Raw genomic sequence first — 21,353 nt, 5'->3', positions numbered from 1 at the left:
TGAATTACAACCTTTTAGAATAAACCTACTGCTTTTCCATCTTCATTTACATCCATTTGCAGTGCTGCTGGTTGTTTTGGAAGACCTGGCATAGTTAACATTGTTCCTGTTAATGCAACGATAAACCCTGCACCGATAGATGGTTTTAATTCACGAATTGTTACGATAAAGTCAGATGGACGACCTAACTTTGTTGCATCGTCAGAAAGAGAGTATTGTGTTTTCGCCATACAAATTGGTAGGTTACTCCAACCTTCTCCTTCGTATTGAGCTAATTGCTTACGTGCTTTCGGAGCAAAATCAATATCTTTTGCGCCATAAACTTTTTGAGCAATTGTACGAATTTTTTCTTCTAATGGTAATTCTAATTCATAAAGTGGCGCGTAGTTATTTTCACCTTTTTCGATCTCTTTTAGTACTTTTTCAGCAAGGTCAACTCCACCTTGGCCACCCTTCTCCCAAACTTCTGTTAAGGATACTGCATAGCCACGCTCATTGCACCATTCTTGTAAGTATGTAACTTCTGCATCTGTATCTGTAATGAATTTATTAATTGCAATTACGAAAGGTACACCGAAGCTTTGAATTGTTTCAACATGCTTCTGTAAGTTCTCCATACCTTTTGCTAATGCATCTACATTTTCTTCTTTTAATCGATCTTTTGCTATGCCGCCATGCATTTTAAGCGCACGAATAGTCGCAACAATAACAACTGCTTCTGGTTTAATGCCAGCTGCACGAGCTTTAATATCTAAAAACTTCTCTGCGCCTAAATCTGCGCCGAATCCAGCTTCTGTAATAACATAATCACCTAATTTTGCTGCCATTGTTGTAGCGATAACACTGTTACAACCGTGAGCGATATTCGCAAATGGTCCGCCATGAATGATAGCTGGTGTATTTTCTAACGTTTGTACTAAGTTTGGTTTTAATGCGTCTTTTAGTAGTAATGTTAACGCACCTTCTACACCTAAATCTTTAACCGTTACAGGTTGGTTTGCAAAGTTATAAGCAACTACGATGCGAGATAAACGTGCTTTTAAATCTTGAATATCCGTTGCAAGACAGAATACGGCCATAATTTCAGATGCTACTGTAATATCAAAACCGTCTTCACGTGGTACACCTTGAACTGGTCCACCAAGACCAATTACGACGTTACGAAGGGCACGATCATTTAAGTCAACACAGCGTTTCCAAACGATTTTACGCGTATCAATTCCAAGTGTGTTTCCTTGTTGGATATGATTATCAATAAACGCCGCTAACGCGTTATTCGCAGTTGTAATTGCGTGAATATCTCCAGTAAAGTGAAGGTTAATGTCTTCCATTGGTACAACCTGTGAAAAACCACCACCTGCTGCTCCGCCTTTTAGTCCCATCGTTGGTCCAAGAGATGGTTCGCGAAGTGCAATTACTGTTTTCTTACCAATTTTATTAAAAGCTTGACCTAAACCAACTGTTACTGTTGATTTACCTTCTCCAGCTGGAGTTGGGTTAATCGCTGTTACTAAAACAACTTTACCGTCTTTCTCATCCTGTAAGCGCTTAAAAATATCAAGAGATAACTTACCTTTATAATGCCCATATGGCTCTAATTCATCTTCTAGAATATTTAAATCAGCTGCAATTTCTTGAATCTTCTTCATACTCGCTTCTTGTGCGATTTCAATATCGGATTTAACTGTTGTAGTAGTTGTCATATACCCTAGTCCCCCTTTAATTGGTTCTGATGATATTGTATCAGTTTTTTGTATTTTCTGCACTTATTTACCTCCTAAAAATTCTTTCATTTCTTTATACGTTTTTTAACATAAATACCCATAAGAATGTTAAGGATTGTTGTAACTCTGTAGGTAGTTGACCTAGCATCTTTTCATTTACTCCGCGCTTATATACACCAATGCCATCTACAACTTCAAAATTTTGTTCTTTCGCTAACTGTTCAAATTCCCAAGGCATCATCGTATTACAAACAACGTCTTTGCCGTATAAACGAGGATAACTGTTCTCTCGAGGCTTTGCTGTCGGTCCTAAAATTGCAATACATGCGTATCCATCTTTCTTTACAACACGTTTTATTTCATTTAATGCTTGTAATGGATTCTCAGTCCATTCTAAAGAGTTAATGGCCATAATCGCTTTAAATTGTTCATTTTCAAATGGTAAAGCGGAAAGATCTCCTTTCACAAAAGATAAATTTGAATCTTCCCCACGTTCTTTACCTTTTTGAATCATAATTTCCGATAAATCTACTCCAACTGCTTTATAGCCAACGCGACTTAATTTATATGTACCGTATCCATCACCACAGCCAACATCTAACACTTGAGCTTCTTTCTCTACGTACTGTTCAAAAAATGGAATAATTGTACTCCTGCTCCCGCTATCCCACATTTCCTGACTATTTTGATTCCAATATTCCGCACTACTATCCCACTTCTTCTCTGCTGATTCATGCCAATTGAATTTCGTCATACATTCCCCTACCTTCACGTATTATCATTCAATTCATTCTACATCATTTTCCAAAATCCCTGTTTATCTTCATAAGGAGATAGAGTGAAACTTTAATTAGTGGCGGTTTTATTCGTTCCCACTGATTATTAGCCCACACCAATCGAGCTTTTACAGACAACCCGGCTCCTACATAACTTCTTTACTCTAGCCGATTTTGAAATAGAAGTTTTTCTGCCCGCAAATAGTGGGATAAGTAAGATAACAACGAAATCTATTTTCTCCATTTTTTGCTTTACTTGGGTTTAACTCATACTCATGCTCTTCTCATTTTGAAAGATACTATAGATACACCCAATTGAAAGAGAGGGATGTACATGCGAAGAAAGAGAAATCATCATTTTAAAAGTGGTGAAAAAAATGAAGAGTATGCAGCTGAAATATCTCCAGCCGGCATTCCAATTAGACATGAGCGCAAAGAAATTGCAAATGAAATAGAAGGTACAAATACCGGAGCAATGATAGGCTATGTCGCATTATTTCTTTCGTTATTCTCAATTGCTTTTTATCCAGTTACACTTGGTTCTCTTGCGATTTTAGTTGGTTTATTAGCTGTTAATTTCGGAGCAAGAACACTTGGATATACAGCAATTGGTTTTGGTAGTTTTTCTGTTTTATTTACTTTACTTTATCCGCTTGCTTTGTCAGCGTTTTAAAAAAACACACCAAGTTATACTTGGTGTGTTCATTCATGATACAACATAATATGACCGCATCCACAACAGTGCTTTGCTGTAATTTCTTGAAAGACCGGATAATTCTCTTCATCCCTATGTTCAATAAATACTTTTTCAAATCGATACATGTTTGGCGCATATGCCCAATCTTGTTTCGTACGAGCGTACAACGTTGAGGAAAAAAACTCCTCACCACCGCAAACGATGCATGTATTCTTCATCACTATCCCTCCTATGCTTGTCTTACTTCATCTATATGAACATAGGCATAAAAAAAAGACCTTCTATTACTAGTAAGTCTTTTCTGAAACAAAAAGAAATGTACCAAACATCCCTACTCCGCTATATTCTTTCGTAACACCAGCTTCTGTTTTAAACGTTTGCTTTACAGTCATAAAGAATACACCATTTCGTGCATCTGTACTTTCAAATTGTAGCTTTTCTTTTTTACCATCTACATTTTGTGTGCATTCAAAACTACTCTCATCACATTTCAACGCATACTTATCCTCTACATACGAATTAAAATCTGATTCTTTCGGACACGTAATAAGCAATATCGCCACGAGAATAATACTTACAATACCCACAATTGTATAATATTTCTTCATTTGTTCTCCTTTCAAATGACAAGAAAACTTGACTTCATGCGCCAAGTTTTCTTAGTCAACAACCCATTGCCACTCTTGTTCTTTCTTATCAAAAATGAGCCAACCTGTTTCTGTTGCTTCCTCTTTCAATTCATCGATATTATCTAGTACCTCATCCGTACTTTCATACGAACCAACTACATATACCGGAATTTCAAGACCTCTTCTTGACTCAATTTTCCCTGCTAAATCAATATAAAGACCATCTTCCATTAATGGAATAAGCCCCATAATCACTTCTTTTGAAATTGCTGGGAAAATTTTCGATTTTTGGAAGAAAGAAAAACGTTTCTTACCGAAAGCACCGAGTTTATAAGGAATGACTTTACTTAACATTCCAACAAAATCAGCTATTCTACGGTAATACACTTTGTTGTACCACCCGTCATCATGTGAAAAATAAACAAATCTATTTTTCAACAACGGAAAGAATGTTCTTGCAAGTGGTTCTTTTTTGTGAGCCAAATATAACAGTTCTGCAATTTCTTTTGGCTCTAATTCATCTAAATCGCTTGCATCATCAAAATCTACCCAACAAAATTCATCAAATTCATCAATCTCTGCTTGAATTAGCTTATGTATATTTTCTTCCTCAACATATTCAAATAAAGTATGATAATGAAAATCTGTCCATTCAAAGTTATGCTTCAAAAGCAAAACTTGATGAAGCGGTGAAGGGATGTTACTTGCAAACTCTTTAAACGTAATTCCTGATGTAATAAAACAATGACCTCGACGATTACCATTAATATATATCATATTCTTTACTTGGTCAGATCCTCCAGACAAAGCACCTAGCCACCTTCGTTTTATATGTTTCAATTCTATAGCATATTTTAACATGAAAAATTTTAGAAACATAGAAAAAACTTCAAAAACTATTTACAATTTCATGTGTTTTATTACATAGTGATTACAAGAAAAAACGCCTGCTCGTAAGCAGGCGTTTTTAAAGGATTTCATCTGGGTTTTGAGGATGATGATTTCCCTCTTTCTTTTCATCTTTTTGGAACATCGATTGAATTTTATCAATTGTTTGTGGAGCTAATTCAATCATTTTTTCTGCTAAATGTGTCGCATTTTGTAGATGCAAAATATTTACTCCATCTTTATTCACCACAAGAAATGCTACTGGTGTAATAGAAACACCACCCGCGCTACCGCCACCAAATGCAGGGTTACCGTTCGCTCTTTGTCCATCATTCGTTTGGAAATCAGAACCTCCTGCTCCAAAACCGAACGCTACTTTAGAAACCGTTAACACTACACCACCGTCAGCCGTTTGAACAGGCTCCCCAACAATCGTATTCACATCGACCATTTCTTTTAAATTTTCCATTGCCGCTTTCATTAATCCTTGAATTGGATGATCCACCGTTCATAACCTCCTTTGTCATATCTTTCCTAGTTTTTCCGAAAGTTTGTGAACTAAACATAAAATTTTATATTGATTTCAAAAAACTTAAGTTGTAATATTTAGAAAAATAAAAAAGAGGTCGATTCGTTATGATGCGAAAATTAACAAAGAAAGATCATGAACAAGTATTCGCTTACCTAAAAGAAGAAGCATCCATTAACTTATTTATTATTGGAGATATTGAAGCTTTCGGTTATGATACAGATTTTCAAGAATTATGGGGAGTATTTGAAGAGAACGGAACATTAAAATCGATTTTACTTCGCTTTCACGATACATTTATACCGTATAGTAAAGAAGAGTTTGTGGTTACTGACTATGAGGCACTTCTTTCCGCATATAAGCCGCTTAAACTCTCTGGCAAGTCAACTATTGTAGAAAGATTTGAAACTGCTCCAACTGTACAACTAGGCGCCAAAAATGAAATGTATTTTTGCGAATGCCAAGATGACAACAACTTACCTAACACACCAATTCATGAAACAATTAAACTTGCCTCACTCGATGATATAGAACGAATTATGAAATTACGAAGTGACATCGCTGAATTCCCGACTGCAAATGAATCTGAAAAAATGTTAAGGCAAGCTATCGAAACAAATACAGGACGTACATATTATATTGAAAAAGACGGTGCAATCATCGCATCCGCCTCAACTTCCGCTGAAAATTCATTATCTGCCATGGTTGTTGGCGTATGTACGCATCCGAACTACCGCGGAAATGGATATGCTTCGCTTATATTGCAAAAAATGATTCAGGACTTTACGAAAGAAGGCCGAACACTTTGTTTATTTTATAACAATCCAGCTGCTGGACGTATTTATAAACGACTAGGATTTAAAGATATCGGGATGTGGACGATGTATCGATAATAAGCAATACTTTATAAGAGGAAATAGTTGTAACTTAGCAATAAAGCAGATTATACAAAAACTTCAAACCGTTATTATGAAGAAACTACTTGAGGAGCGAGGACTCTAACTAAAAAATGTTATGTATTCAAACTAAATTTAGACAGATAAACGCCCCAATTGTTGCATCTACTCCAGCAATTGGGGCTACCTGTTTATTCTCAAATTCTTTCCACTACAAATAGAAATATTTATGAAAGATTTATCACACTTATGTTACTATTATCTTTACGTGCAAATGCCCTTCTTAATATTACTGTTTCTTATTATACTTTGCTTTAAAATCAATATATTCCTGTCTCGCATCCTGATTATTACCTTGGTGACTATCAAAAGATGTATGTATTTGTGATATATATTCTACTAACTTACCTTCATCATTTCGCTTCTTATAATTTATTACAATACTTACCTCCAATATCTGCTCTGAACCATCTTTAGAATCTATATGCAGTACAATCGATCCACCATCATATTCATCATATTGTATTTTCAACTTATCATTAACAATACTCTGAAACTCTGATTCATTTAGTTTATGTCCAACTGTACTAGGTTGATCAAACTTTTTTATATCATCTCCGGGCTTCATCTTTAGTTTCCCTATTCCTTTTAAACGATCAACAATTAAGTTTACGTATGAAACATCCAGATTTGAATCCGGACTTTTCACCTGTCCATTTTTATACATAATATTGGTACGATAAACACCTTCTTTTTTATTATCTTTGCTGTCTACTGCTGAAGTAACCGCTTGTGTTGTACTTCCATATAAACTTTTATCTTTCGTATTATATATCCCTTCCGAAGTTTGATAGATTGTTTTTCTATGCTCTCCATCTTCCTTTTGTTCATATGTACTATATATACCTCTTTGTTTCACATACGCATACCCATCATCACTCGCAGACATAACAGTCTTCATGTCCCCTTCATCCAACGCCTTTACTAATCTCTCATACTCTATCTTTGTCTCTCCAAAACCACATCCACTTAATAAACTTGCCACTATTGACACGACTATCATCACCTTAGCTTTCTTCTTTAATTTCATACTGTCACCTCGTTAGTTACTCTAGGCATTTTTAGGTTCATTACATTCCCATTTTGATAGTAATATAGTTCACCTTTACTTACCGGTATTTATTAACTCATACAGATTATATTGAAGATACTTTAATTTTTAATAGCATCGATTTTTATACAATCCTTAATTGTTTATATATTCTGTTCGAATTTTCAGAAACCAAAACTTATTTTATTTCTTTGGCTTGCTTTTTTTCCTGCTCTTCATAAAGCTTTAGTCTTTTCTGACGTTCCTTTTCGTGCTCCTCCCACGAAATATAAAATGACGGAAACTTAAATCTACAATAGGCTAATAATTGAAACTCTGCTGCACCTATGGCTACCGCGTACATGATTAGAGTTCCTCCCGCATACAATCCTAAAATATTTAGTGTATAATCATTATGCACATAAATTAAAATGAGAAGAGTTAACACATAAATTAGAGCACTCTTAATTGCAATCCTCTTTGTTTTACTAAAAAATGAAGAGGATTCTTCTCCCGTATTAAATGCCCCTTTACTTGCCTGTCTAAAAGTATCAATAGTCGCTAAAATATGTAAAATTACTGCACCTAAAAATAATAACCCGACATACATTAATGTAACTTGATCAATTGAATAATTCGACATCCCTGGGATTATCAACATTGTAAATGTTATAGTGCCTAGCTGAAATGCATATAATAGTACCACAAGTGTTTGTAGTTTCTGTAATTTAAATGGCATCTTAGGAAACAGATAAATAATTAAAAAAATTACTTGAAGACTATAAAACACTAACTCAAGGCTAACAATTATTTTATCAAAGAGAGTCGGGTAATAACTCCAACCAAACCTTATTAACCCTCCAATAAGAAAAAACATTATTAATGAAATAAAAAACATCGTTCCAAACATAACCCCTGTCGCCCAATCGGGACTTAAGCGATTCTTGCAAGTATTTTTAAATTCATTTAAATCTTCTTCTTTTATATTCCACACCCTGACATTTCACCTTCTATACAGTTTAAATAATTTTCATTCACTAAAATTCTATTACATTCTTAATATTTTTAAGTACATAGATCTTTGTACAACTAAATTCAGATAATCTTTTAGGTATATCATTACCATATTAATTACCATAATCATCTAATCAGAATGCCTTTTGATGGTTCAAGTAGTGTTCTTTTTTCTCAAAAGTTCCAAATATTCTTCTTTCAATTAAGTATAACCGTCTTCTTGTCACCTTCATCCAATGCCTTTATTAGACTCTCATACTCTATTTTGATTTACCAAAACTATACGCGCTCAGTAAAACATAACTGTTATCACAATAACTATTTTTTACTACCCCTTTACTCATATCTTCACAACATTTATTGTTCTCAAAATTCAATTAAAATATATTATTTTTGATTTATATACTCTTTTTCATAATTTACATATTCTTTTTTGGAACTGTGAATATTATCTTCCCTGGTATGATAATATGTTGAAATCTCTTGATTGCGTTTTATAAGCTTATCTTCTTTTTTTTCTTCATAATTTACCGATATTGTTATTTGTGTTATTCTCATTTGATTTTCTTTTGTATTATTAGGCGTATTAAATTCAATCATCAATATTGCAGAATCAAATTTATCATATTTTAAATTCAACTTATCATTCATGATGTTTTTAAACTGTAATTCAGTTAAATCATAGCTTATTATGCTCGGTTCACTAGATCTTTTTGTATCTTCACTCGGTTTCAATTTACTAAGTTCATTTAATCCTCTAAACATTAATTTTACATATGAAACATTCATAGCTTGATCCTGGGCTACTGAACGGGATTTTTCATTTTTTAAATTTGTACTATAGACCGTTTCTTTTTTGTAATTTTGATTACTACCAACGTTTTTATCATTTTTTATATCAGTAACAACCTTTTGAGTTGTTTTCCCATATAAGTCGTCTTCTTTCACATTATATACTCCATGGGTTGTTTGATATATTATCCTGCTATGTTCACCATCTTCTTTTTCTTCATAAGTACTGTCGCTAGTCTCTTCTTTCACATATGCATATCCATCATCACTCGCAGACATAACCGTTTTCATATCACCTTCATCCAATGCCTTTACTAATCTCTCATACTCTATTTTTGTTTCCCCGAAACTGCACGCGCTCAGTAAAAACGTTACTGTCATTACAATAACTATTTTTTCAACTAACCTTTTACTCATGCCATAACTACACCTTTCCCCTTATTTTATACATTACTTATTATTCAAATATTGTTTTTCATACTCCTCATATCGGGTTTTAGAAGCTTTATCGTTATCTTCTTTAGTATTTAAATAGATTGCTATTTTTTGATCATGCCTTATTAATCGGCCTTCTTTATTCTTTCTTTCATATCCCATTGGATTTTCTTTTGAATCTTTCGCCGAACTAAATTCCATTAATAATATTGCTTCATCAAATTTATCGTAGTCCACCTTTAACTTATTATTAATTATTTCTTGAAATTCCGATTCAGTTAAGTAATATGTTACCTTGGATGACTCACTAAATCTTTTTTTATCTTTTTTTGGTCTTAAACTATCTATTCCCTTTAATCTATTAAATATAAATCGAACATTCGAAACATCCAAATTTTGATCTGGACTTTTTGATTGATTATCTTCATATTTAATACTAGTTCTATATACAATCTCTTCTTTTTTTTGCTCACTATTTAATGAACTAGCAATTTCTTGCAAAGTTGTTCCATAGAGCTTTTTTTCTTTAATATTGTATACTCCTCCTGTTGTTTGATATACAACGCTAACGCGATTATCATTTTCCGCTCAAAACGTGCTATCCCTAACCTCTTCTTTCACATAAGCATACCCATCATCACTCGCAGACATAACCGTCTTCATATCACCTTCATCCAATGCCTTTACTAATCTCTCATACTCTATCTTCGTCTCCCCAAAACCACATCCACTTAATAAACTTGCTATTATTGATAGAACTATCATCATCTTAGCTTTCTTCTTTAACTTCATACTGACACCCCGTTGATTTCTCTAGGCATTTTTAAGTTCATTATGTTCCTTTTTGGAAAGTAATACATTTCACCTTTACTTACTGATATTTATTTACTCGTACAGATTATATTGAAGATGCTTTAATTTTTAATAGCATCGATTTATATACAAACCTTAATTGCTTATATATTCTATTCGAATTTTCAGAAACCAAAACTTATTTTATTTCTTTGGCTTGCTTTTTTTCCTCCTCTTCATAAAGCTTTAGTCTTTTCTGACGTTCCCTTTCATGTTCCTCCCACGAAATATAAAATGATGGAAATTTAAATCTACAATAGGCTAATAATTGGAACTCTGCTGCACCTATGGCTACCGCGTACATTACAAGAGTTCCTGCTATATACCCTACTAATATCTCTGTTTCATAATCATTATGAAAATAAATTAAAATAAGAAGGATTAGTGTATATACCGTAACGCCAATCATTACGTTGTTTTTTGTTTTACTAAAAAATGAAGCTGCCCTTTCATCCATACTAAATGCTCCACTCTCTGCTTGTTTAAAGGTATCAATTGTGGTCACCAGATGAACAAAAACTGCTCCTAGAAACAATAAACCCACATACAATAATGTAATTTGATTAATCGAATAATTTGAAATTGCTGGAAGTATAAACAATGTGAATCCTATAGTTCCCAGCTGAAATGTACATAATAATATCACAAGCGCTTGCAACTTTTGACATTTAAAACGAACTTTTGGAAATAGATATAGAATTAAAAAGATTACTTGCAAGGTATATAAAACTAATTCAATACGAACAATTATTTTGTCAAAGAGATTTGGATAATAACCCCAGCCAAATTTAACTAATGCTCCAAAAATAAAAAGCATGAATAATGAACTATAAACAGTTGCGCCAAGTATAAACACCATGGAGCGTTCTGGACTTAAACGATTTCTACATGTTATTTTAAATTCATCTAAATCTTCTTCTTTTATGTTCCACATTTGTTAACTCCACCTTTCCCCGAACTATAGTATATTACCAAAATAAAGATGCAATTTTCTTATTCACTGATTTTATACCTTTTTATTTTCATCGCCACTCTTAACAATCTCTTTTGTTGTACTGCGCCTTGTATTTTAAATATTCCTGTCTCGCATCTTGGTTATTATCCTGTTTTCTATTAAAATACGTTATTATTTGGAACATATTTTCTACTAATTTTCCATCCTCATTCTTTTCTTTAAAATCTATATCTATCCTCATTTGCAAAATTTGTTTTGGATTTTTTGGAGCATCCAGGTGCAATACGATTGTTGCTCCATCAAATTCATCGTATTGTATCTTTAATTTATTATTAATAATATCTTTAAATTCAGATTCAGTTAGTCGATATCCCACTGAATTAGGCTGATCAAACTTTTTTATATCATCCTCGGGCTTCATCTTTAGTTTCCCTATCCCATTTAAACGATCTGCAATTAAGTTTACGTATGAAACATCTAGATTTGAATCCGAACTTTTCACCTGTCCATTTTCATACTTAACATGAGTACTATAAATAGTTTCTTTTTTATAATTTTCATTTGTCCTTTTTCCCTTGTCTTTTTCTATATCAGTCGCAACTGTTTGTATCGCCTCTCCATATAAACTTTTATCTTTTGTATTATATACACCTTCCGTAGTTTGACGAATTATCTTACTGTGCTCTCCATCTTCTTTTTGCTCAAACGTACTATAAATACCTCTTTGAGTCACATAAGCATATCCATCATCACTCGCAGACATTACCGTACTCATGTCCTCTTCATCCAACGCCTTAACAAATCTCTCATACTCTATCTTTGTCTCCCAAAAACCACATCCACTTAATAAACTTGCTACTATTGACAGTACTATCATCATCTTAGCTTTCTTCTTGAACTTCATACTGACACCCTTATTCAATCAAAATAAGCTTTCCTCTTTCCATTTTGGAAGAGGAAAGCTTATTTCCTTTTAAATTTATTTTTTTCCCTTTATTTCTAACTCTTGTGCTTGTTGTTGCTTTTTATTTTTTTCAATTACTTTTTCAACAAACTCATTCCGCCACATTTTAAACTTAGCTGCGAATTGACCTTCAATTTTATTTCGATACCCTTCAAATTTAACCTCTGCAATATCCGCGTGGTTAAATAATTTATACGTCTCTTCGGTTAAACCCACTGGATGCAACACTCCGCCATAATCATAGAATGTGTTTTCATCAAGTAATAAACCTCTCGTAGTAATTACATACTCCGCACCTTCCTCTTCTTTAAGACCCAATCTTACAACACTGCCTAAAGGTAATACTTTATCCATATAGTCTTTCATATTAATTCACTGTCCCTTTTAGTACGCTAATTTTCTCTTCTATTTTTTGTCTTTTTTTCTCTAATTGACGGATCCGATCAATAAATGCCTCACGTGTTTTTCCTTGTAATGTACTATCAATACTACTCTCTAACCTTCTAATTTCCCCTGTTAAAGATGCAGCTGCTTTTTCCAATTGCGCTACAACATTTATAATTTGTTCTCGTCCACCACTAGCTGGAAATGTACTATGAACCCTTGACATTATCGTATGTAAATCCACCTTCATACCCCTCTCTTTTAAATTTATAAACTTGGAGTTTTAATAATATGAAACTGCTCCTAATTCTTCGTCTTTTGCAAACATAGAAAATACTGCTTCTGAAACATCGTCGTTTAATTGCTTTAAATCTTTTGATAACTCCTTCACATCTTTAGCAATTTCACCTAATAAAGAACGGTTTATCCCCCTGCTGTTGTCATTCATAAAGAGATTTAACAATGAGTGACGATGACTTAATATATGTTCAGATACAATTGCAGCTACATTTGTATCAACTACAAAATCTCCTTTAAACAAATCTAGTAAATCTTGCACGTAAGAAGCTGCAACTTCTTTTGCAATTTCTAAAATTTCACTTGTAGCTAAATATACTACAACACTTCCAGCTAAAAAATTTATAGCAGTATTAAATACAGACTCTAATACTTCTAAAACTTTTTCCTTACATTTCGCTAAAGTTGATTCAATCCATTCTACAGCGATATCTACCGCTCCTTTAATTTCAACTGTAGCCATTATACTAAATTGGATTGCTTCTCCTGTAATTTGAGACTTTAGTCCTTCATACTTTTTATTGAGATTATAAATACTTTCTGTCACTTGACCCTTTATTTTTCTATATTCTCTCCCAGCTTGTACAGCATCTGAATAGGTAAGTACCGCCCATAAAATCGATGAAATCGGTGTTCCTTGTATGATAAAGTTTATTCCTATACCTGCGACTTGTTCTTCCGCTAAAGAAACTTTTCTTCCAAACTTTTTATTTATAAGTCCTGTATAAAAAGCACCTGCCGATTGGGTAAATTCTACAAAACCTGGAATTATATCCCCTCCAGTATCATTAGTACTGGTTAATTTATCAAACCATATTAACTTGCCATTATTATCATAATCTTTCTCAGAAAAAACGTAAGAATGCCATGCTTGGTTTGGAATTATATACATTCTCCCAGGGATTGTAAAGTCTGCCACTTTTATTCCGAGATGTAATGGATCCTTTTCGTTAATAACATTCCTAATATTATTCATATCAAATCCATTACCAAATTTATCAATATCTCGTTTAAGTACAGGTGCTGGATTTAATGTTAATGATTCAATATTATCTTCTTGGTGCCTTAACGATACCGTATTAGCCAAACCACCACCTAATGAATGCCCTGTTACACTAATTTTGGCAGAAGGGTTATCATGTTTAACCTTCAAATAAAATTCTTCTCCTTGATCATACTGTCTAACTGTAAAATCGTGTTCCCAATTACCTAACACCATTTTATTTGCACCCGTTATATTATGTCCCCCAATTTCACCATCTGTTATTGCATCCGTTGCATCTTCCGTTCCTACATATGTTATTATAATTTCTCCTGTAGACCTATCTTTAAAAGCATATGCAGCAAATCCTGTATTTTCATCAACTTTATCATCTATAAGTTCTGCGTTAAAGTTCTTTTTTAATGTTTCTTTATTTGTTTCACTTGATTGGTCATAAGGATATTCCCCAGCTTTAAATAGATAAATATCCTTTCCAGCTAGCTCCAATTTTCCCCAATCAGAACTTATCTTTAGTTTTTTATCTAGCTCCACATCCTTACTCATATTCTTCCCTCCTAATCACTTATAGTTTTTATACTGTTCTTTGTAATTTATATACTCTTTTTTTGCATCTTGATTATTACCTTGCTGACTATCAAAATATGTGTGTATCTGTGATATATATTTTACTAACTTGCCTTCATCATTTCTCTTCTTATAATTCATTACGATACTTACTTGTAATATCTGCTCTAAGCCATTTGTAGAATCAATATGCAGTACAATTGATCCACCACCATATTCATCATATTGTATTTTCAAGTTATCATTAATAATGCTCTGAAAATCTGATTCAGTTAATTTGTATCCAACAGTACTAGGTTGATCAAACTTTTTTATATCACCTTTGGGCTTCATCTTTAGTTTCCCTATTCCTTTTAAACGATCTACAATTAAGTTCACATATGAAACGTCCAGATTCGATTCCGGACTTTGTACCCGTCCATTTTTATAACTAATATTTGTACTATAATTAACTTCTTCTTTATAATTTTTATTGTCTACTTCTGAGGTAATTTCTTGTGTTGTATTTCCATATAAACTTTTATCTTTCGTATTATATATACCTTTCGAAGTCTGATAGATTGTTTTACTGTGCTCTCCATCTTCCTTTTGTTCATATGTACTATATATACCTCTCTGTTTCACATACGCGTATCCATCATCACTAGCAGACATTACCTTCCCCATATCCCCTTCATCCAAAGCTTTGACAAATGGCTTATAATCTATTTGCTTTTCTCCAAAACCACATCCACTTAATAAACTTGCCACTATTGACACGACTATCATCACCTTAGCTTTCTTCTTTAATTTCATACTGTCACCTCGTTAGTTACTCTAGGCATTTTTAGTTTCATTATGTTCCCTTTTTGATAGTAATACACTTCATCTTTACCTAATGGCGCTTCGTTGCTTATATATTTTATATTGAAGATACTTTGATCATTTAATGGCATTGCGATAATTGCTGCTGTTAGTTTACTTCTCATTTTCATAGGTAGAGCTTCACGATTTCGGTCCATGTAGTCGTGGTGACCTGCTAATACAAAGTAAATACCTACTGTACGAGATAAATCAATTAAAGTCGCTGCTTCCTCCATTTCTAAATACACAAATTTGCTAAACTCTTCAACATTTGTCATGATAATGAGTTGTTTTGTGAATGCAGGAATTTCTCTACCTTCTTGTCTTGCTTGTGCTAATTCAAAAGCTCGTTCGCGAATTACTTCCATCCAATACTTCGCATGCATATTTATTTCATTTTCGTCTACAATGTAGTGCGTCACATTGTCTTTATATTGAACGAAACTATACTCTGCTGTATCCACTAATGTCACACTTTCAAAATAATCTTTATTCAATTGAGATAGGATACTAGATACAATTTGTTTTCCCATACTATCATCTACACTATAAATCATTAAATGATCATTCACCGCAATATCATGAGCTACTACTTCTACATTTGCAAAATCAAGCCCCATTGGAATTCTTCCTGCTTGTAGAGCTTTTGTAACGTCTTTATTTTTACGATACGTAGCAATATCAATCACTTCTGGCATCATTGGAATTGCCTTCGGACGTTCTCCATCCCATTCTCGATCCATATCATTTGCTTCTTGTTGTAATAATTGAATTTGTTGTAGTTCATCTTCTGCTTTCGTAGGTAATGCAGCCTGGAATAATGTAGGAGATTCTAATTTTATTAACGCTCTTCCTGCTGTTTCTTCCACTTTTATATCAGATCTCCCTACAATACTAGCTACTTCACTCTGATCAATCATATATAGACAAGTTTGGATTTTAATATTATTGTACAATTGAATTCTAAGTGCGTTTTGTCGTCCTGCACTTATTAAAGTATGAATTCCTAAACTAGCACCATCTCGGACAATTTGCATAATTAGCATTTCAAAGCTCTCATAGAATTTTGCTTCTTTTACTGCATCATAATTATCGATTGCAATAATAATATGTGGTATTTCTTTCCCACTTGCCTTTTCATACATTTCAATACTCGCAACGTCATATTCACTTAATAATCGTTTACGATTTTTCAGTTCTTGAGTTAATCTTTCAACAAACTTTAAACATTTTTCTGATTCGTCAATTGTAATCGTATCCGCTACATGAGGTAATCCTTTTAAAGGTAGAAGACCATTTGTTCCAAGGTCCACTAAATACACATGCAAATGCTCCGGACTATGCTGACGAGCTACATCCATAATGACTGATTGTAAGAATGTTGATTTTCCGTAGCCTGGGCTTGAGAAGACCGCTACGTGTCCGTCTTTACTAATATCTAATGTTAATGGTGTTTGTGATTGTAATTCAGGCTGATCTAGTAGACCAACTGTTGCTTTTAATGGTTTCTTTTCTTTCGTCCATGCTTCTTTGAACTGAATAGCGTGTAAGTCTTGTAAATATACGCTTTCTGGAAGTGGTGGTAACCACGGTCTAGCTAACGCTTCAATTTCATTTACTTCTGCGTAATCATGAATGTAGTCAATAACAGCATCCAGTTCAGATGGTACGCTTATTACTTCTTTACTACTACCAAGTCCACTTAAATCTTCACTTAATATTTCATATTGTCCTAGATCATTTATTGCATAGATTGTTGCGTCTAAATGTTCTTTATCCTCTTTGTTTTCTACATAGTCTGCTCCGCTCCAAGCCGATTGGAATAGTTCATAAATTTCATTATTCCCAACTTGTAAGTAAGCACGTCCAGGTAATGTAATTTCAGCAGCATCTGGTGTTTTTAAAATTTCATTACTATCCGACGTATTTTGAACTTTTAGTGCTAGTTTGAATTTCGAGTTACTCCAAATTTGATCATCTACAACACCACTCGGTTTTTGAGTAGCTAAAATTAAATGAATTCCGAGTGAACGCCCAATACGAGCTGTTGAAACTAACTCTTTCATAAATTCTGGTTGTTCTGACTTCAATTCCGCGAATTCATCACTAATTAAAAATAGATGTGGCATTGGTTCACTTACTAAGCCTTCTTTATACAGTTTTTGATACTGATTAATATGGTTGACATCATTTTCTCCAAATAATCGTTGTCTTTTTTGTAATTCGGCTTTAATTGATGCGAGCGCTCTCATACTTTGTGCTCCATCTAAGTTTGTAATTGTTCCTAATAAATGCGGTAAGTTTTTAAATAAATTCGCCATACCGCCACCTTTATAGTCAATTAGTAAAAAGGCAACTTCGTAAGGATGGAAATTGACTGCTAGAGATAAAATATACGATTGTATAATTTCCGACTTACCTGAACCGGTTGTACCTGCTATTAAGCCATGTGGCCCGTGAGCTTTTTCATGTAAGTTTAAGTTTACGATATCTTCTTTACCACGTAATCCAAGTGGCACAGCTAAAGATTTATGTGCTGCATTTTTCTCCCAGCGCTTTGTGATATTCAGTTCTTTTATTTTTTCAACACCGTACATTTCTAAAAATGTTACGCTTTCTGGAATACTATTTTTTAAGTTTTGCAAATGATTTAACGGTGCTAGCGCTCGTGAAACATCTTCTAAATTGAAACCTTTCGGTACGTGATTTAGTTTAAATTGACGGTTAACAAGCTCTCCTTGTTCTAATATGATGTTTCCTTGCTTTGCATCTCTTATATCTATTACCGTTTTCACGTGTTCCGGTAAACTTTGCATAACATCTTGTACGAAAACAAGTGATACACCTAATTGACTCGGATCATCATTAAAGAATTCCATAACAACATGGTCTAGTATTAGTTTTTCATCTGTAATGAGAACGACATAGTGCGGTGCAAAATACATTTTTTCATTAGTTGAACTCTTTTCGTCTAGTTTTAATTTTCGTTCTTTCAATATTTGATATAAACTATTTAACACTTGATCACGACTACGATCATGATATACAAATCCACGTACATTTATATCGCGAACACTTCCATGAGGTAACCAGCGCATCCAATCCCATTTTTCTTTTTCTTCTTCAGGAAAAATAGTAATAAACTGCAAGTCATAATAACTATGGAATATCGCCGTTTGTGCAACTAATAATTGTAATTGCTCTAACACTAAAGAGCGTTGGCCAATATAACCCACTGGTCCATTCATTAAATCTGTTACAACTGGTACATCTTCCAATGAAAGATAACGTTGTCTTAGTTCACGTGCTATATCAATTAATTCATCTTTCGTTTGACTAAATTCTTCTTCATTAAACTGAATTTCAAAACTCGTATTAGCTTGCCCTGTACCAACGCTAAATGTTAAGAAATCATGATGTTGCATTGTTTTTTCATAAATACGTGGATTTACTTGAACAGCCATATTACGTATAACCTCAACATTTGGATTATGATAATGTAATGCATGACGCTGTTTTTCACTTTCTGCATGTAAATCTTTCGTTTTTTGTTTTATATACTCTCTATAGCTTTTATCACGTTCAACGATGTCGATTTTATATTGCTTTAAATTTTTTATATAAGATGTGACAGAAACAATGATCGTTACTAATGTCATTGCAATGGATGCGATAATAAACATTCCATATTTCATAAAGATAGCAAGTAATACTGTTACGACAATCATGACAAGGGCAGGTGCAATAATTCTCGCCAAATGCTCAGTCGGTTTTGACGGCATGCTTGAAGGTTTTGCAATTGTCATTTTCTCTTCTGGTTCACGGTAAATAATACGTGGTGAACGATGATAGTCTGGATAACCACTTTGATAATTCGTTTCTGATTCTACTAAAATAGGTAACGTAGATTTCACTTTATCTTCTGAAGACAATACTTGAATATCTTCACTGCCTATCTCCACTAAAACGCCATCAAAATATAATTGGTCTCCTGCTTCTAACATAGCGCTATCTTTTAGCCTTGTATAATTATGAAATACTTCCCCGTCGTATACGTTCACTTTAAATGAATCGTGCAGCGTTTCACGAGATAGCATTATATCTACACTACTACCGGTAATAGAAATATCATCATAACTGTTTTGACTGAATGTAAGAGAATGCTTTCTTCCGATATCAAACACTTTAGTTGTGCCAACAATAGATATAAAGATTTTCAAGCTCACATCTTTCGTTTTTCCAATCTCAAATTCCTTATTGAATTCTATTAATTGATTTTGTATCATCCAAGCGTTTACTTCATTATTCCACTTTAACTCTACTTCTTGTTCTAAACTTGGATTCGTAATATCATTTGTCCACTCTTTTCCAATCGACACTATTGATTGCTCAGTTGGATGTAATGTGCACTTATATATTTTGTCTCCATAAGTCAATACTAATAGTTGCTCCATGCGTGTTCACTGCTCCTTTTCAACTGTCTCATCAAGTGCTTTCTTACTCTTTTTTCTCTGTGTCCGACAAATTTTTATCGCTGGATGTATTGCCATATTTCTTTTCATATTCATTTAATTGTTGTTCATATGTTTTTTTCTTTTGATCACGCTCTTCTCCTGACAAGTCCGGATTATTTTTCAACGCATCCATTTGTTGAAGAAGGCCGTACATAATAAGCTGCGGATCATCAAGGGTTTTAGCTAAATCTAATGATTTATCAAAATCACCTTTTCCGTTATACATCCAATAAAGTAAATACTTTTCATCACTTTTCAAACTAATGTTTTTCATAACCGCCTTCTTTTGATTTTCAGGCATTTTTTCAGCTGTAATGTATGCAAATGCTAACTCATATTTAGATGCAATTGGTAATGATTCAAATTCTTCTTCATTTAATTGCGTAATTACTTTGTCATAATCAGTTGCTATGAAATTCGCATTTGCTTCTAATAATTTATTTTGATAAGGAATTTTTATAAAAGTGAAATATATTAAAGGAGCAGCTAAAACAACTGTCGCCGCTATGAAGGAAAAAGCTAAATATTTAAATGATTTGTAGCTCTTTTTATGTACTAACTGCATATTTTTTTCTGTTTTTGTTTGTTCCTTCTCAAAGCTGTCATCAAGAAATTGCAGTAATGCATCTATACTTTCCATTTGAGAAACTGTCTGTTCAAATGTTGTTTCTTTTGCATCTTTTAGTAACCCAGCATACAAATCATCAAAATTGTGCTTTTGGGAGAATAAAGCGATAATTAGACACTTATATTGTGTTAAAAATTGCTCTTCTAACAACGGGGTTGGTGGAACAATATCTCGAATTCCTCTATGTATAATACTTGGCATTAAATTAGCATTAAAAACTATATTGTCTGGATGTAAAAAGAACGTGATTCTTTTATTTAAATATTTATGAAACTGCGCAACATTTCGAAGTAGTCTTAATTTCTCATTTCTTCCAAAACGGCTAAGATTGTCCCACTTATATAATTTTTTATCTACTTGATATAGAAACGTAAACATATCATCCGTTTCTTCTATTGTTAATGGTACAAATTCAGATGATACGCCCGTAATTATATCGAATTGACGGAAGTCTTTTATACGTGTTTGAGATTTGGTCATCTCCAATTTCCAATTTTCTTTTTCTATTTGAAATTGATAGTTCATTGCATCAATTTGAATTATTTTTTCCGTCATGTTTATCCTCTTCTCCTTTTCTTTATAACCCGTAATAACTTATTTTCAAATAAATATAAGTAAAAAAATTTTTTATAAAACTTGTAAAATATCTCCATTTGTTATTTGGTGATCGATTAAACGATCATTATCTGTTAAAACAATTGACTTATTCTTTACTTTAATTACAAAATGTGAACCTTCATGATTCTCCACATTTAGCGTATCTAATAAATTTTTCAATAAATATTTAATAGATTGATGATTCGGAATACGTAAATCATATGTATTTCCATTCCATTTACTAAAATCTACCGTTACATTAATATGCGTTTGTATCGCCAT

At 33.2% G+C, this 21,353-nt stretch carries 21 protein-coding genes and 1 pseudogene; 2 read left to right on the top strand and 20 right to left on the bottom strand.

Annotated elements, in window-relative coordinates; translation table 11 throughout:
* Positions 1 to 14: 14 nt before the first annotated feature.
* Together JDS98_RS08450 and JDS98_RS08445 are read right to left on the bottom strand one after the other, a co-directional pair.
* Positions 15 to 1,703 carry a formate--tetrahydrofolate ligase gene (locus JDS98_RS08450; protein WP_033661278.1) on the bottom strand — a complete coding sequence of 563 codons (1,689 nt, stop codon included), beginning with the start codon at positions 1,701 to 1,703 and terminating at the stop codon, positions 15 to 17.
* A 94-nt stretch (positions 1,704 to 1,797) separates the two neighbouring features.
* Positions 1,798 to 2,478: a class I SAM-dependent methyltransferase gene (locus tag JDS98_RS08445; RefSeq protein ID WP_199633781.1), complete on the bottom strand. Its 681-nt coding sequence runs from the start codon at positions 2,476 to 2,478 to the stop codon at positions 1,798 to 1,800.
* Between the two features lie 356 nt (positions 2,479 to 2,834).
* Here JDS98_RS08445 and JDS98_RS08440 point away from each other — a divergent pair, with 356 nt between their 5' ends.
* Complete coding sequence (locus tag JDS98_RS08440) at positions 2,835 to 3,173, top strand: hypothetical protein (RefSeq protein ID WP_001253195.1); 339 nt, start codon at positions 2,835 to 2,837, stop codon at positions 3,171 to 3,173.
* Positions 3,174 to 3,202: 29 nt separating this feature from the next.
* Here JDS98_RS08440 and JDS98_RS08435 read toward each other — a convergent pair whose 3' ends face one another.
* From JDS98_RS08435 to ytfJ, 4 genes are all read right to left on the bottom strand, one after another.
* On the bottom strand, positions 3,203 to 3,415 hold the full coding sequence (locus JDS98_RS08435; RefSeq protein WP_000798747.1) for a hypothetical protein: 213 nt from the start codon (positions 3,413 to 3,415) through the stop codon (positions 3,203 to 3,205).
* Between the two features lie 69 nt (positions 3,416 to 3,484).
* Positions 3,485 to 3,805, bottom strand: a complete 321-nt coding sequence (locus JDS98_RS08430; protein WP_199633780.1) for a hypothetical protein — start codon at positions 3,803 to 3,805, stop codon at positions 3,485 to 3,487.
* A gap of 51 nt (positions 3,806 to 3,856) precedes the next feature.
* Positions 3,857 to 4,633, bottom strand: a complete 777-nt coding sequence (locus JDS98_RS08425; protein WP_000014090.1) for an oxalate:formate antiporter — start codon at positions 4,631 to 4,633, stop codon at positions 3,857 to 3,859.
* Between the two features lie 160 nt (positions 4,634 to 4,793).
* A complete protein-coding gene (gene ytfJ, locus JDS98_RS08420) occupies positions 4,794 to 5,219 on the bottom strand; it encodes a GerW family sporulation protein (protein ID WP_000349987.1) in 426 nt (141 codons plus the stop codon).
* Between the two features lie 131 nt (positions 5,220 to 5,350).
* Here ytfJ and JDS98_RS08415 point away from each other — a divergent pair, with 131 nt between their 5' ends.
* Entirely contained in the window at positions 5,351 to 6,136 is a 786-nt protein-coding gene (locus tag JDS98_RS08415) for a GNAT family N-acetyltransferase (RefSeq protein ID WP_097956876.1), read from the top strand.
* Positions 6,137 to 6,428: 292 nt separating this feature from the next.
* Here JDS98_RS08415 and JDS98_RS08410 read toward each other — a convergent pair whose 3' ends face one another.
* From JDS98_RS08410 to JDS98_RS08345, 14 genes and pseudogenes are all read right to left on the bottom strand, one after another.
* Positions 6,429 to 7,229 (bottom strand): DUF3952 domain-containing protein, encoded by an 801-nt coding sequence (locus tag JDS98_RS08410; RefSeq protein WP_199633779.1) that lies wholly within the window; start codon positions 7,227 to 7,229, stop codon positions 6,429 to 6,431.
* Positions 7,230 to 7,428: 199 nt separating this feature from the next.
* A complete protein-coding gene (locus tag JDS98_RS08405) occupies positions 7,429 to 8,223 on the bottom strand; it encodes a hypothetical protein (protein WP_097956878.1) in 795 nt (264 codons plus the stop codon).
* 218 nt (positions 8,224 to 8,441) lie between these two features.
* Entirely contained in the window at positions 8,442 to 8,489 is a 48-nt protein-coding gene (locus JDS98_RS30570; protein ID WP_229163603.1) for a hypothetical protein, read from the bottom strand.
* A gap of 141 nt (positions 8,490 to 8,630) precedes the next feature.
* On the bottom strand, positions 8,631 to 9,452 hold the full coding sequence (locus tag JDS98_RS08395; RefSeq protein ID WP_097956881.1) for a DUF3952 domain-containing protein: 822 nt from the start codon (positions 9,450 to 9,452) through the stop codon (positions 8,631 to 8,633).
* A gap of 33 nt (positions 9,453 to 9,485) precedes the next feature.
* A pseudogene (locus tag JDS98_RS08390) lies at positions 9,486 to 10,262 on the bottom strand (DUF3952 domain-containing protein).
* A 199-nt stretch (positions 10,263 to 10,461) separates the two neighbouring features.
* The gene (locus JDS98_RS08385; RefSeq protein WP_142306997.1) at positions 10,462 to 11,256 is read right to left on the bottom strand and encodes a hypothetical protein; all 795 of its coding nucleotides are present in this window, start codon (positions 11,254 to 11,256) and stop codon (positions 10,462 to 10,464) included.
* Between the two features lie 100 nt (positions 11,257 to 11,356).
* A complete protein-coding gene (locus JDS98_RS08380; protein WP_199633778.1) occupies positions 11,357 to 12,181 on the bottom strand; it encodes a DUF3952 domain-containing protein in 825 nt (274 codons plus the stop codon).
* A 75-nt stretch (positions 12,182 to 12,256) separates the two neighbouring features.
* Positions 12,257 to 12,607 carry a DUF4176 domain-containing protein gene (locus JDS98_RS08375; RefSeq protein ID WP_097956882.1) on the bottom strand — a complete coding sequence of 117 codons (351 nt, stop codon included), beginning with the start codon at positions 12,605 to 12,607 and terminating at the stop codon, positions 12,257 to 12,259.
* Between the two features lies 1 nt (position 12,608).
* Complete coding sequence (locus JDS98_RS08370; protein ID WP_097956884.1) at positions 12,609 to 12,869, bottom strand: hypothetical protein; 261 nt, start codon at positions 12,867 to 12,869, stop codon at positions 12,609 to 12,611.
* A gap of 39 nt (positions 12,870 to 12,908) precedes the next feature.
* The gene (locus JDS98_RS08365; protein WP_097956886.1) at positions 12,909 to 14,468 is read right to left on the bottom strand and encodes a lipase family protein; all 1,560 of its coding nucleotides are present in this window, start codon (positions 14,466 to 14,468) and stop codon (positions 12,909 to 12,911) included.
* A 15-nt stretch (positions 14,469 to 14,483) separates the two neighbouring features.
* A complete protein-coding gene (locus JDS98_RS08360; RefSeq protein WP_097956887.1) occupies positions 14,484 to 15,284 on the bottom strand; it encodes a DUF3952 domain-containing protein in 801 nt (266 codons plus the stop codon).
* Positions 15,281 to 19,786, bottom strand: a complete 4,506-nt coding sequence (essC, locus tag JDS98_RS08355; RefSeq protein WP_199633777.1) for a type VII secretion protein EssC — start codon at positions 19,784 to 19,786, stop codon at positions 15,281 to 15,283. Before essC ends, JDS98_RS08360 begins: the two co-directional genes overlap by 4 nt.
* A 43-nt stretch (positions 19,787 to 19,829) precedes the next feature.
* Positions 19,830 to 21,029 carry a type VII secretion protein EssB gene (gene essB / locus JDS98_RS08350; RefSeq protein ID WP_199633776.1) on the bottom strand — a complete coding sequence of 400 codons (1,200 nt, stop codon included), beginning with the start codon at positions 21,027 to 21,029 and terminating at the stop codon, positions 19,830 to 19,832.
* A gap of 72 nt (positions 21,030 to 21,101) precedes the next feature.
* Positions 21,102 to 21,353 (bottom strand): EsaB/YukD family protein, encoded by a 252-nt coding sequence (locus JDS98_RS08345; protein ID WP_097956891.1) that lies wholly within the window; start codon positions 21,351 to 21,353, stop codon positions 21,102 to 21,104.

It is taken from the genome of Bacillus cereus group sp. N11 (genome assembly GCF_016483605.1).
In the GTDB taxonomy this organism is placed as follows: domain Bacteria; phylum Bacillota; class Bacilli; order Bacillales; family Bacillaceae_G; genus Bacillus_A; species Bacillus_A toyonensis.
The sequence above is the reverse complement of the archived record's forward strand: the minus strand, read 5'-3'. Positions and strand labels throughout refer to the sequence as shown.